We start from the raw sequence: 12,440 nt of genomic DNA, 5'->3' as shown, positions 1-12,440 counted from the left end.
GCTCCCTTTCCGGTCTGTCACAGGCCGGAAAGGACCAACTCTGCGCTGTTTGGGCCATCAACCGGCCCTTGTGGTGCCCGATGCCCGGGCGCGATCCGTCCGGGCATTTTATTGCCTGCCATTCAGGGCAGGCCACTCAGCGGGCTGTCGCAGCGCGACGTTAAAAATTGTTCCCGACAATCTTTTAATCGCCCCGAATTCTTGTCATTGAGGACTCTCCACCATGTTGGACGCCAATCTGAAAACCCAGTTGAAGGCCTATCTGGAAAAGGTCACCCAGCCGTTCGAGATCGTCGCGTCCCTCGATGACAGCGCGAAATCCCAGGAGCTGCTGGGCCTGCTCCAGGACATCGTCGGCCTGACCGACAAGATCACCCTGAAGACCGACGGCAGCGATGCCCGCCGTCCGTCTTTCGCCCTGAATCGTCCGGGCGAAGACACCGGCGTTGCCTTCGCCGGTATCCCCATGGGCCACGAGTTCACCTCGCTGGTGCTGGCGCTGCTGCAAGTGGGCGGTCATCCATCGAAGCTGGATGCCGACACCATCGCGCAGATCAAGAGCATCGAAGGCAAGTTCGAGTTCGAGACCTATTTCTCGCTGTCCTGCCAGAACTGCCCGGACGTGGTCCAGGCGCTGAACCTGATGGCGGTGCTCAACCCCAACATCCGCAACGTCTCCATCGACGGTGCGCTGTTCCAGGAAGAGGTCGAGCGTCGCCAGATCATGGCCGTGCCGAGCATCTACCTGAACGGTGAGGTGTTCGCTTCCGGCCGCATGGAAGTGAAGGAAATCCTCGCCAAGATCGACACCGGCGCCGCCAACCGCGACGCCGAGAAGATGAGCGCCAAGCCAGCTTTCGACGTGCTGGTGGTCGGTGGTGGCCCGGCGGGTGCATCGGCTGCCATCTATGCGGCACGTAAAGGCATCCGCACGGCGATTGCCGCCGAGCGTTTCGGCGGTCAGGTGCTGGACACCATGGCCATCGAGAACTTCATCTCGGTGAAGGAAACCGAAGGGCCGAAACTGGTGCGCGCCCTGGAAGAGCACGTCAAGGAATATGAAGTCGACGTGATGAACCTGCAGCGTGCGTCGGCTCTGGTACCGGCCAGCAGCGAAGGCGGCCTGCACGAAGTCAAATTCGAGAACGGCGCTTCGCTCAAAGCCAAGACCGTGATTCTGTCGACCGGCGCACGCTGGCGCGAAATGGGTGTGCCCGGCGAGCAGGAATACAAGGCCAAGGGCGTGTGCTTCTGCCCGCACTGCGACGGCCCGCTGTTCAAGGGCAAGCGTGTGGCGGTGATCGGCGGCGGTAACTCCGGCGTCGAAGCGGCCATCGACCTGGCCGGTATCGTCGCCCACGTGACCCTGCTGGAATTCGCCGACAGCCTGCGTGCCGACGCCGTACTGCAGAAGAAGCTGGGCAGTCTGCCCAACGTGACCGTGATCAAGAGCGCGCAGACCACCGAGGTCAAGGGTGACGGTCAGAAGGTCACCGGCCTGGTGTACAAGGACCGCACCACCGAGGAACTGCACAGCGTCGAGCTGGAAGGCATCTTCGTGCAGATCGGCCTGCTGCCCAACAGCGACTGGCTCAAGGGCACCGTGGAGCTCAACCGCTTCGGCGAGATCATCGTCGATAGCAAGGGCGCGACCAATATCCCCGGCGTATTCGCGGCTGGTGACGTGACCACCGTGCCGTACAAGCAGATCGTCATCGCCATGGGCGAAGGCTCGAAGGCATCGTTGTCTGCCTTCGATCACCTGATCCGCCATAGCTGATCGGTTGCTGCATGAATGAAAAAGGCCACCCCTAGGGGTGGCCTTTTTTGTAGTACGCCGTGCGTGACCCTTATTCATCGGTGCGCGGCGCATCCTACAGGGATGGCATCGCTCAGCGCTTCAGACCGCCCAGGGTCAGCGGCATCTGACGGTTCACATCCTTGTACAGCAGGTAGCGGAAGCGGCTCGGGCCGCCGGCGTAGCAGGCCTGCGGGCAGAAAGCGCGCAGCCACATGAAGTCACCGGCCTCGACCTCGACCCAGTCCTGGTTCAGGCGGTACACCGCCTTGCCTTCCAGCACGTACAGGCCGTGTTCCATGACGTGGGTTTCGGCGAAGGGGATCACGCCGCCCGGCTCGAAGTTGACGATGTTGACGTGCATGTCATGGCGCATATCGCTGATCTCGACGAAGCGCGTGGTGCTCCAGCGGCCTTCGGTGCCGGGCATGACGATCGGCTCGATGTCCTGCTCGTTGGTGACGAAGGCTTCCGGGTAAGGCACGCCTTCGACCGGCTGGTAGGCCTTGCGCAGCCAGTGGAAGCGCACGGCCTGGCTGCCGTTGTTGCGCAGCGACCAATCGCTCTGCGGCGGGATGAAGGCGTAGCTGCCCGGCCGCATGGCGTGCTGGGTGCCATTGAGGGTCAGGCTGAATTCGCCTTCGACGACGAAGATCACGCCTTCGGCACTGGCGTCCAGCTCCGGCTTGTTGCTGCCGCCGTTCGGGCCGACTTCGACTATGTACTGCGAGAAGGTCTCGGCGAAGCCGGTCAGCGGGCGGGCAATGACCCACATGCGCATGTTGTCCCAGAACGGCAGGTGGCTGGTGACGATGTCACGCATCACGCCTTTGGGGATCACGGCGTAGGCTTCGGTGAACATGGCGCGGTCGGTCAGCAGTTGCTCCTGACCTGGATGACCGCCATGGGGGGCGTAGTAGTAGGGCGATTTGCTCATCGAGAGATTGCCTCGGCGGGTGAATGGCGCAGGGATGGCTCCCGGCGCGGAAAATGGGCTCCCATGCACTATAGGAATTCGCGGCTGGATTCGGAAATTAAATAGTAGAATGCCTGCCAGTGGCTTTCATGATGGGTGGCGACATGCTCGATCCCGTGCTGTTACGCAGTTTTCTCGCCGTGGTGCAGACCGGCGGTTTCACCCGCGCGGCCGCCAGCCTGCACCTGACCCAGTCCACGGTCAGCCAGCAGGTGCGGCGCCTGGAGGAGCAGCTCGGCGCCGAGCTGCTCGACCGCAGCGGCCGCTACGTGGTGACCACCACCGAGGGCGAGCGCCTGCTGGGTTACGCCAACCGCATCGTCGCGCTGATGGATGAAGCGATGCTGGCGCTGGGGCAGAGCGCGGTGGAGGGCGAGGTGCGCCTCGGCGTACCGGACGACTTCGCCGCCAACAGCCTGACGCCTTATCTGGCGGATTTCGCCGATGCCCATCCGGGTATCCGCCTGGAGATCACCAGCGGCCTCAGTCATGACGTGTGGCGCGCGTTCAATGCCGGCGAACTGGATCTGGCGCTGATCAAGCAGCGCGCCGGCAGCGCCAAGGGCCTGGCCAGCTGGGCCGAGCCGCTGGCCTGGCTCGACAGCCGCGCGCGGCCGGTGCTGGCGCGCAACCCGGTGCCGCTGGCGGTGTTCCCGCCCAACGGTCTGTATCGCCTGGAAATGACCCACGCGCTGGACGCCATGGGCAAACCCTGGCGCATCGCCTATGTCAGCAGCAGCCTGCCCGGGGTCAGCGCCGCGGCCGAGGGCGGCCTCGGCCTGACCCTGCTGCCGCGCCGACTGATCAGCGCCGCGCACCGCGAACTGGGCGAGGCCGAAGGCTTCGCCCCGGTGACGCCGGTGGAGGTGGCGCTGCATGCGCGCAACCAGCTGCCCGGCTATGCGCGGGAGCTGGCGGCGGTGTTGATCGAGGCCTGCGAAGGCATCATGAGCCGCTAGGGGGCGCGACACCCTAGCGCCAGCTGAGAATCGGCCAGCCGGCCTGCTCGGCATGGGCGCGCAGGGTCGGATCGGGGTTGACCGCGAAAGGCCTGTCCACCAGTTGCAGCAGCGGCAGGTCGTTGCGTGAGTCGGAGTAGAAGCTGGCGCCGGCCAGGTTCTCGTTCTGCTCGGCGAGCCAGGCGTGTAGCCGCGTCACCTTGCCTTCGCGGTAGGTCAGCACGCCCTGGGTGCGGCCGCTGTAGAAGCCGTGCTGCTGTTCCAGGTCGATGGCCAGCACCTCGTCGATGCCGAAGCGCTCGGCAATGGCGCTGACCAGAAAGTGCGCGGAGGCGGAGATCACCAGCAGGCGGTCGCCGGCCTCGCGGTGGGCGGCCAGGGTGCGGCTGGCGTCGCTGTAGAAGATCGGCTCGATCACGTCCTCGACGAAGGGCTCGACCACATGGGCGACCTCCTCGGCCGTGCGCCCCACCAGCGGCGCCAGGGTGAAGGCCATGTAGTCCTCCATGGCCAGCTTGCCTGCCGCGTACAGGTGCATCAGCTCCTGTTCGCGGGCGATGAAGGCCTCGCCATCGGCCCAGCCCAGCTTGGTCATTTCCACTGCCCACAGGCTGGCGCAATCGCCGTGGATCAGGGTTTCGTCGAGATCGAAGATTGCCAGGGCCATCACGCCACCTCCCGGATCGCATCGGCGCCTATGGCCAGGCTGACGCTCTGGCCGTCGTGGTGCAGGTCGGCGGCAGAGCGGTTGAGCACGTCCACCAGCAGCTCCACGCCACGGGCCTCGACGCGGTAGCGGATCACGTTGCCGAGCAGGCTGTGGCTGCGAATCCGCGCCTCGATGCCGCCGTCGGCGAAGTGGATGGCTTCCGGACGGATCGCCACGCGGCTGCCGATCGGCTGGCCGAGCAGGCGGCTGGCGGCGTCGGCGTCGAGCAGGTTGTAGTTGCCGATAAAACCGGCGGCGAAGGCATCGGCCGGTGCGGTGTAGAGGGTTTCGGCGTCGCCGCTCTGGACGATCTGGCCGCCGTTCATCAGCACGATGCGATCCGACAGGACCAGCGCCTCTTCCTGATCGTGGGTGACGAAGATGGTGGTCAGGCCCAGCTCGCGCTGGATGGCGCGGATCTGCTCGCGCAGGTGCTTGCGGATGCGAGCGTCCAGCGCCGACAGCGGCTCGTCGAGCAGCAGCAGGCGCGGGCGGGTGACCAGCGAGCGGGCCAGGGCCACGCGCTGGCACTGGCCGCCGGAGAGCTGCTGCGGGTAGCGCCCGGCGTAGTCGCTGAGCTCCACCAGTTCCAGCACCTCGGCGACGCGCTGGCTGGCCTCGGCGGCTGGGACTTTCTGCATGCGCAGGCCGAAGGCGACGTTCTGTTGCACGGTCATGTTGGGGAACAAGGCGTAGCTCTGGAACACCATGCCGATGCCGCGTTTCTGTGGCGGCATGGGCACCAGGTCCTGGCCGCCCAGCAGGATCTGCCCGCCGTCGACCGCGGTCAGGCCGGCGATGCAGCGCAGCAGGGTGGACTTGCCGCAGCCGGACGGGCCGAGCAGGGTGATGAACTGGCCCTGGCCGATCTCGATGTTGATGTCGGTGAAGATGGGCGTGGCGCCGTAGCTTTTATGCAGGCCGCGGATATTCAGAAAACTCATTGGTCGTTCCTTATCAAGCAATCTGGGTTTCGCAAGCTCAACCCAGCCTAGGATTTGTCCTTGTTCAGACGGTTGGCCGCCCAGGTCATCAGCAGCACGAACATGAAGTAGGAAATCACCAGGGCGCTGCTGAAATGGCCGCTGTCGTTGCGCATGTTGTACAGGTACACCTGCAGCGTCTCGTAGCGGCTGCCCACCAGCAGGTTGGCGAAGACGAATTCGCCGAACAGGAAGCTGAAGGACAAAAACACCGAGACCATCAGGCCCTTGCGCAGATTCGGCAGCACCACCATAAAGGCCGCGCGCCAGGTGCTGGCGCCGAGCAGGTGGGCGGCGTCCATCAGGTCGCGCAGGTTGATCGCCTGCAGGTTGTTGGTGATGGCACGGTACATAAAGGGCAGGGCGATGGTGAAGAAGCAGCCGATCAGGATCCACGGCGTGCCGAGGATCGGCAGCGGGCCGGCGGCGAACAGCTGCATCAGGCCGACCGAGGACACCACCGGTGGAATGGCGAAGGGCAGCAGGATCAGCACGTTCATCACGGCGTCCAGCTTGGGGAAGTGGTAGTTGACCACGAACAGCAGCGGCAGGATCAGCAGCAGCGCCAGTGCCAGGGCAGCGATGCACACCAGCAACGAGCGGCCGAAGGCGGCGAGAAAGCGTGCATCGCTCCACAGCGTCAGGTACCACTTGAAGGTGAAACCGCTGGGCAGGATGGTCGCCGACCAGCTGGTGGACAGCGAATAGACCAGGGTGCCGAGCAGCGGCAGCAGCAGGATCAGAAACAGCAGGTAGACCACCAGCTGGTGGAACAGCGGCGAGCGTTTTTCAGCGGGCGACATGGTAGCTCCGGCGCAGCAGCCATTGGTGGACGACGGTGATCAGGGTCATCAGGCCGACCAGCACCATGGCCAGAGCGCTGGCCATGTTCGGGTCAAGGAAGATGTCGCCGGAGACCATCGCCGCGATACGGATCGGCAGGATATTGAAGTTGCCGGTGGTCAGCGCGTACACCGTGGCGTAGGCGCCCAGGGCATTGGCCAGGAGGATGACGAAGGTGCCGAGCAGCGCCGGGGTCAGCACCGGCAGGCCGATATGCCGCCAGAACTGCCAGGTGCTGGCGCCGAGCAGCTCGGCCGACTCGCGCCAGTCCTCGCGCAGGGCGTCGAAGGCCGGGTAGAGCAGCAGCACGCCGAGGGGAATCTGGAAGTAGGTGTAGAGCACGATCAGGCCGGTCTTGGAGTAGAGGTTGAAGTCCTCGATCACCCCCATCTGCTTGAGCAGGATGGTCAGCGCGCCGTTGAAACCGAGCAGGATGATGAAGGCGAAGGCCAGCGGCACCCCGGAGAAGTTGCTGGTCATGTTGGAAAACGCCATGACGAAATCGCGCAGGCGACTGCTGACCTGGCGCAGCGAGTAGCTGCCGATGATGGCGATGACGATGCCGAACAGGCTCGACCAGAACGCGACCTCCAGACTGTGGCGCATGGCCTGGCGGTAAAAGGCCGAGGAGAAGGCCTGCTGGAAGTTACCCAGGCCCCAGCCTTCGGCAGTGTTCAGGCTGTTGCTCGCCACCCAGGCCAGTGGCGCGATCTGGAAGGCGAAGAAGAACAGGGCGAAGGGCACCAGGCACAACAGCGCCCAACCCTTGCTGGAAATGGTGGACTTCATGCGAGCAGCTCCCTGCACCAGGCTTTGTCGTGGGCTGCGCCGAGCAGCTGGCAGACGGTGCCGCACAGCTCGGTCTGCTGCGGGCGGGCTGCCGGGTCGAGGCTGAAGGCGCTGCCAAGCACGATCAGCGGCACTTCGCGCTCCTCCGGCAGCAGGCCGTTGTGGCTGCGGTCGGCGTTCATGCCATGATCGGCGGTCACCAGGATCTGGTAGCCGGCGTCGAGCCAGGTCTGGATGTACTCGGCCAGCAGCACGTCGGCCATGCGCGCGGCGTTGCGGTACTGCGGGCTGTCGAGGCCGTGCTTGTGGCCGGCGTCGTCGATGTTCATCGGATGCACCAGCAGCAGGTTGGGGCTATGGCGCTGGCGCAGGCTGTCGGCATCGGCCAGCAGGTGCGAATCCGGGTAATGGTCGGCGTAGTAGAAGTGGCCGTGCTGGATCGGCAGCGACTCATCGCTGGTGTGGCGATCGCGGGCGGCGACGAAGGGCGCACGGTTGTACAGCTCGCTGACCCAGTGATAGGCCGCGGCGGCGGTGCTCAGGCCGGCGTCACGGGCGTAGTGGAAGATGCTGCGCTGATTCGACAGACGCACCACATCGTTGTGCACGATGCCGCTGTCGATGGGCGCCACGCCGGTGAGGATGCATTCGTAGAGCGGGCGGGACAGTGCCGGCAGTGCGCAGTCGAGCTTGTACAGCGCAGCGCGCCCGGCCTGGCAGTAAGCCAGCAGGTGGCCCAGCGCATGCTGGGCCACCTGATAGCTCAGGCCATCCAGTACCACCAGGATGACGTTGTGCTTCATGGGGTTCTCTCGTTCGGTCGTAGCCCGGATGCAAGCCGGGGAGCATTCGACGCCTGCCCCGGATTGCATCCGGGCTACGTATCAAAGGTGGCGCGGCCGCATCAATTCATATTGATGATCACGTGCTCCTGCCACAGACGCGGCAGGGCCTTGGAGGTGGCTTCCCAGGCGGCGGCATCCTTGATCGGCTGGACCTTGGCGTACTGCTCTTGCGGCAGCAGCTTGGCCTGCACCTCGGCCGGCAGTTCGATGTGCTCGGCGCGGATCGGACGGGCGTTGCCCTTGGCCAGGTTGATCTGCCCGGCGTCGCTCAAGATGTATTCGCGGGTCAGCTTGGCGGCGTTGGGGTTCTTCGCCCACTTGTTGATAATGGTGCTGTAGCCGGAGATCACCGAACCGTCGGACGGGATCAGCACCTCGAAGCGCTCGGGGTCGATCTGGTCGCGGTAGGACAGGCCGTTGAAGTCCCAGACGATGCCGACTTCCACTTCACCCTTTTCCAGGGTCTGGATGGTCGGGTTGGCCAGCGACAGGCGACGCTGCTTGGCCAGTTCGCCATAGAAATCCAGCGCCGGTTGCACGTTGCTCTCGTTGCCGCCCATGGCGATGGCAGCGGCCAGTACGCCGTTCACGGCTTGCGCAGCGGTGCTCACGTCACCGGCAGAGACCTTGTAGGTGCCGGTCTTGAGGTCGGCCCAGGAGCGCGGAATGTCCTTGACCAGTTGCTTGTTGACGATGAAGGCGATGGAGCCGGTGTAGGCGAGCATCCAGTGACCGTCCTGGTCCTTGGCCCAATCCGGAATCTGCGCCCAGGTGCTCGGTTTGTACGGCTGGGTCACGCCCTGCTGCACGGCGATGGGGCCGAAGGCGGCGCCGACGTCGCCGATATCGGCGGTGGCGTTTTCCTTCTCGGCGGCGAACTTGGCGATTTCCTGCGCCGAGCTCATGTCGGTGTCCTGGTGCTTGAGACCGTAGAGGCGCGCGAGGTCAGCCCAGGTGTCTTTCCAGTTGGCCCAGCTGTCGGGCATACCCACGCTATTCACCGCGCCCTCGGCGCGTGCAGCCTGTTCCAGTGCCTGCAAGTCGGTGCCTTCGGCCATGGCGGAGGTCGCCAGGGCGATGGCCGAGCCCATCAGTGAAGCCAGCAGCAGTTGTTTCATCGGAAACTCCTTTGCATGAGAGTGTTGGTCTAGATCAGCAAGACCTGAGCCAATCTAGGCGCCTTCAATGACAGTTTTATGTCGGGTCGCCGGGGGCAGATGTCTAGGCTTGACCGGCTGGCGCGCTCAACAAGCGTAGACCATGGCTAAGTAACTGATTTCGCGGCCTGCGGACCTTGGCGGCGGTGGCATGCGGCGTGCTTGCAGCAGGGTTGTCATCTGCCGGTCATCTAGACTGCCTAGGCTGGTAAGCCGTCCGAGCACAAGACTTTTGCCCCGCGATGGGGCTGGACTAGTCCATAAGGGGAACAATTGATGCGCGAAGAAGCGCCGCGGGCCGTCACCGTCATCTGCCGCGCGTTGCAGGAGCAGATCGACCGCGGCCTGCTGCCCTCCGGTAGCAAGCTGCCGGCCGAACGCAAGCTCAGCGAACTGTTCGACACCACCCGCATCACCCTGCGCGAGGCGCTCGGCCAGTTGGAGGCGCAGGGCCTGGTCTACCGCGAGGAGCGCCGCGGCTGGTTCGTCTCGCCGACGCGGGTGGCCTACAACCCGCTGGTGCGCACGCACTTCCACGCCATGGTCGCCGAACAGGGGCGAGTGCCGGCCACCGAAGTGCTCAGCGCGCGGTTGATGCCGGCCAGTGCGCAGATCTGCCAGGTGCTGGAGCTGCCGGCGCTGTCCAGCGTCTACCAGGTGTGCCGCGCGCGGCGCATCGACGGGCGCCTGGTGCTGTACGTCGAGCACTACCTGAACCCGGCCTATTTCCCCGGCATTCTCGAGTTCGACCTGACCCGCTCGCTGACCGACCTCTATGCCAGCGAGTACGGCATCCACTACGGCCGCGTGCGCTTCGACATGGTGCCCACGGCGCTGCACGCCGAAGCCGCGGCCAGCCTCAAGGTGGCGCCGGGCAGCCCGGCGCTGCGCATTACCCGGGTCAACCGCGACCAGCACGGGCGCATCATCGACTGCGACCTGGAGTTCTGGCGCCACGACGCCATCCACGTCAGTGTCGAAGTGCCGGAGTAGGGGGCGCCGGTACCCCAGGGGCTACGGCTTGCGCGCGATCAGCACGGCGCGGGTCGGCGCCGGCAGGCCTTCTACGGTGCGGCTGTGGTCGGCCGGGTCGAGGAATTCCGGTAGCGACTGGAAGCGCATCCACTCGGTGGCGCGTTGTTCGTCCACCGAGGTGGTGCTGACGTCCACGCAGCGCACGTCCTCGAAGCCGGCGCGGCGCAGCCAGCGCTGCAGCGCCGGTACCGAGGGCAGGAACCAGACGTTGCGCATCTGCGCGTAGCGATCCTCGGGGACCAGCACCTGTTCGGCGTCGCCCTCGACCACCAGGGTTTCCAGCACCAGCTCGCCGCCCTTGACCAGCGCGTCCTTGAGATCCAGCAGGTGGTCGATGGGCGAGCGACGGTGGTAGAGCACGCCCATGGAGAATACCGTGTCGAAGCCCTGCAGCTTGGCCGGCAGTTCCTCGAAGGCCAGCGGCAGGTGCCACACCGGTTGCTCCGGCAGGTAGCGCTTCATCGCCAGGAACTGGCAGAGGAACAGCCAGTTGGGGTCGATGCCCACCACGCTGCCAGCCCCGGCGCCGAGCATGCGCCACATGTAGTAGCCGTTGCCGCAACCGACATCGAGGATGCGCTTGCCGGTCAGATTCAGATGTGGGGCGACGCGCTGCCATTTCCAGTCCGAGCGCCATTCGGTGTCGATGTGCACGCCGAACAATTCAAAGGGGCCCTTGCGCCAGGGAATCAACCCCTGCAATGCAGCTTTCAATTGTGCGCGGCTGGCCTCGTTGCAGGCGCCGCCGAAGGCAAAGCGCTGCGCCAGCTCCACTTCGCTCACTGTCACTGACGGCAGCGCCTGCACGGCGCCGTACCAGCGCGCCAGATCGCCGTGCCCTATGGCCAGCTTGGTATCGAGCTGACCGGGCAGATCGGCCGCCCAGTCCTGCAGCGCCGTGCCGGCCAGTTGAGCCTGCAGGGCGTCGAGGTCCAGATCGCGCATCATGGCAGGGCCACCAGCGAGGCGAAGTTCAGGCACTGGAACCAGGGCACCACCTGGCTGAAACCGGCGGCCAGCAGGCGCTTGCGGTGCTGCTGGAGGCTGTCCGGCAGCATCACCTTCTCGATGGCGCTGCGCTTCTGCGCGATTTCCAGTTCGCTGTAGCCGTTGGCGCGCTTGAAGGCGACGTGCAGCTCGGTGAGCAGCTCGTGCTCGGCGGCGTCCTCGAAGCGCAGCTTTTCCGAGAGGATCAGCGCGCCGCCCGGCAGCAGCGCCTGGCGGATGCGCGTGAGCAGCTCCAGGCGCCGCTCCGGCGGGACGAACTGCAAGGTGAAGTTGAGCGTGACCAGCGAGGCGGGTTGCAGCTCGAAGGCAAGAATGTCCGCCTCGATCACTTCCGCCGGCAGCAGTTCCTGGAACATGGCGTCCTGCGCTTGCAGGTACTCGCTGCAGCGCGCGACCATGGCCGGCGAGTTGTCCACCGCGATCACCTTGCAGCCATCGACGCGCACGTGGCGGCGCAGCGCCTGGGTCACCGCGCCGAGCGAGGCGCCGAGGTCGTACAGCAGGGTGTGTGGCTGGGCGAACTGACCGGCGAGTACGCCGATGTTCTCGACTATGGTCGGGTAGCCGGGCACCGAGCGCTTGATCATGTCGGGGAACACCCGCACCACGTCCTCGTTGAAGACGAAATCGGGCACCTCGGCCAGCGGCTGGGCGAATAGACGGTCGGGTTCTTGGCTCACGGGCGGTCGCAACGGGCAGCGGAAAAGGCCGGCATTTTAGCCAAGAGCGCGGCCGGGCTGAACAGGCACTACTTCAACTGGTCGGAAAAGAATTCGCCGGCGCCCTGCAGCGGGCCCAGCGGGTTGCGCTTGACCTCCAGGCGGCGGATGTTCGGCTCGCCGTTGCTGACCTTGTGCACCAGCTTGTCGTCGACCAGCACGAACACCGCGCGGAACACCCAACCCTGCAGCTCGCGGTTCTTGCGAAAGTTCAGCACGTCGGCCCAGAAGCTGCCGACCCGCTGGGTATCGGTCTTGGTGAACTCGAAGGCGTAGCCCACGCAGCGGTCCTTGGCCTCCAGGCAGCGCACCAGGCCGTCCGGCAGGTAGGCGATGGGCACGTTGGGCTGGACGAACATCAGCCGCACATCGATGAACGAGAGCATCTTGCCATTGCCATGGGCCAGCGGGTCGAAGCCCAGGGAAAACAGTTCGGCGCGGTCGGTCAGCCCCGGCACCGCCTGCGAGTAACGCATCTCGGCGTCGAGGTAGTCGCCGAAGGGCGACAGCGATTCGGCCCGTTCGCTGGGTAGCAAGCTGCCGCAGCCCGCCAACCCGGTCGTCAGCAGAATCAGCCCGACCGCCCGCCCGATGACTACCATATCGCTCACCCTGAAGT

13 protein-coding genes are annotated in these 12,440 nt (G+C 65.3%); 3 read left to right on the top strand and 10 right to left on the bottom strand.

Translation table 11 applies throughout. The annotated features are described in order from the left end of the window. The first annotated feature begins 223 nt into the window (after positions 1 to 223). Positions 224 to 1,780, top strand: a complete 1,557-nt coding sequence (gene ahpF, locus EA796_RS03325) for an alkyl hydroperoxide reductase subunit F (protein ID WP_122107521.1) — start codon at positions 224 to 226, stop codon at positions 1,778 to 1,780. A 112-nt stretch (positions 1,781 to 1,892) separates the two neighbouring features. Here the strand turns inward: ahpF and EA796_RS03320 are convergent, their stop codons facing one another. Continuing rightward, on the bottom strand, positions 1,893 to 2,735 hold the full coding sequence (locus EA796_RS03320) for a bifunctional allantoicase/(S)-ureidoglycine aminohydrolase (protein ID WP_122107520.1): 843 nt from the start codon (positions 2,733 to 2,735) through the stop codon (positions 1,893 to 1,895). 143 nt (positions 2,736 to 2,878) lie between these two features. On the opposite strand from EA796_RS03320, the gene EA796_RS03315 reads away from it, so the two are divergent. Then, positions 2,879 to 3,733: a LysR substrate-binding domain-containing protein gene (locus EA796_RS03315; RefSeq protein ID WP_122107677.1), complete on the top strand. Its 855-nt coding sequence runs from the start codon at positions 2,879 to 2,881 to the stop codon at positions 3,731 to 3,733. Between the two features lie 13 nt (positions 3,734 to 3,746). Here the strand turns inward: EA796_RS03315 and EA796_RS03310 are convergent, their stop codons facing one another. The 6 genes from EA796_RS03310 to EA796_RS03285 form a co-directional block, all read right to left on the bottom strand. Then, the gene (locus EA796_RS03310) at positions 3,747 to 4,400 is read right to left on the bottom strand and encodes an HAD family phosphatase (RefSeq protein WP_122107519.1); all 654 of its coding nucleotides are present in this window, start codon (positions 4,398 to 4,400) and stop codon (positions 3,747 to 3,749) included. Further along, entirely contained in the window at positions 4,400 to 5,386 is a 987-nt protein-coding gene (locus EA796_RS03305) for an ABC transporter ATP-binding protein (RefSeq protein WP_122107518.1), read from the bottom strand. The genes EA796_RS03310 and EA796_RS03305 overlap by 1 nt, the downstream gene beginning before the upstream one ends. A 47-nt stretch (positions 5,387 to 5,433) precedes the next feature. Next, positions 5,434 to 6,228: an ABC transporter permease gene (locus EA796_RS03300; RefSeq protein ID WP_122107517.1), complete on the bottom strand. Its 795-nt coding sequence runs from the start codon at positions 6,226 to 6,228 to the stop codon at positions 5,434 to 5,436. Further along, the gene (locus EA796_RS03295) at positions 6,215 to 7,057 is read right to left on the bottom strand and encodes an ABC transporter permease subunit (RefSeq protein ID WP_122107516.1); all 843 of its coding nucleotides are present in this window, start codon (positions 7,055 to 7,057) and stop codon (positions 6,215 to 6,217) included. Before EA796_RS03295 ends, EA796_RS03300 begins: the two co-directional genes overlap by 14 nt. Continuing rightward, entirely contained in the window at positions 7,054 to 7,860 is an 807-nt protein-coding gene (locus EA796_RS03290; protein WP_122107515.1) for an alkaline phosphatase family protein, read from the bottom strand. The genes EA796_RS03295 and EA796_RS03290 overlap by 4 nt, the downstream gene beginning before the upstream one ends. A 101-nt stretch (positions 7,861 to 7,961) precedes the next feature. Further along, positions 7,962 to 9,020 carry an ABC transporter substrate-binding protein gene (locus EA796_RS03285; protein WP_017677903.1) on the bottom strand — a complete coding sequence of 353 codons (1,059 nt, stop codon included), beginning with the start codon at positions 9,018 to 9,020 and terminating at the stop codon, positions 7,962 to 7,964. 315 nt (positions 9,021 to 9,335) lie between these two features. Between EA796_RS03285 and EA796_RS03280 the strand changes: the two genes are divergently transcribed. After that, a complete protein-coding gene (locus EA796_RS03280) occupies positions 9,336 to 10,052 on the top strand; it encodes a UTRA domain-containing protein (protein ID WP_122107514.1) in 717 nt (238 codons plus the stop codon). Positions 10,053 to 10,073: 21 nt separating this feature from the next. Here EA796_RS03280 and cmoB read toward each other — a convergent pair whose 3' ends face one another. The 3 genes from cmoB to EA796_RS03265 form a co-directional block, all read right to left on the bottom strand. Next, positions 10,074 to 11,042, bottom strand: coding sequence for a tRNA 5-methoxyuridine(34)/uridine 5-oxyacetic acid(34) synthase CmoB (gene cmoB / locus EA796_RS03275; RefSeq protein ID WP_122107513.1), 969 nt, complete (start codon positions 11,040 to 11,042; stop codon positions 10,074 to 10,076). Further along, on the bottom strand, positions 11,039 to 11,782 hold the full coding sequence (gene cmoA / locus EA796_RS03270) for a carboxy-S-adenosyl-L-methionine synthase CmoA (RefSeq protein WP_122107512.1): 744 nt from the start codon (positions 11,780 to 11,782) through the stop codon (positions 11,039 to 11,041). The genes cmoB and cmoA overlap by 4 nt, the downstream gene beginning before the upstream one ends. 68 nt (positions 11,783 to 11,850) lie before the next feature. After that, positions 11,851 to 12,423: a hypothetical protein gene (locus EA796_RS03265; RefSeq protein WP_021445687.1), complete on the bottom strand. Its 573-nt coding sequence runs from the start codon at positions 12,421 to 12,423 to the stop codon at positions 11,851 to 11,853. Positions 12,424 to 12,440: the final 17 nt, after the last annotated feature.

The sequence above is a fragment of the Pseudomonas sp. AOB-7 genome (assembly GCF_003696305.1).
Classification (GTDB): domain Bacteria; phylum Pseudomonadota; class Gammaproteobacteria; order Pseudomonadales; family Pseudomonadaceae; genus Aquipseudomonas.
The sequence above is the reverse complement of the archived record's forward strand: the minus strand, read 5'-3'. Positions and strand labels throughout refer to the sequence as shown.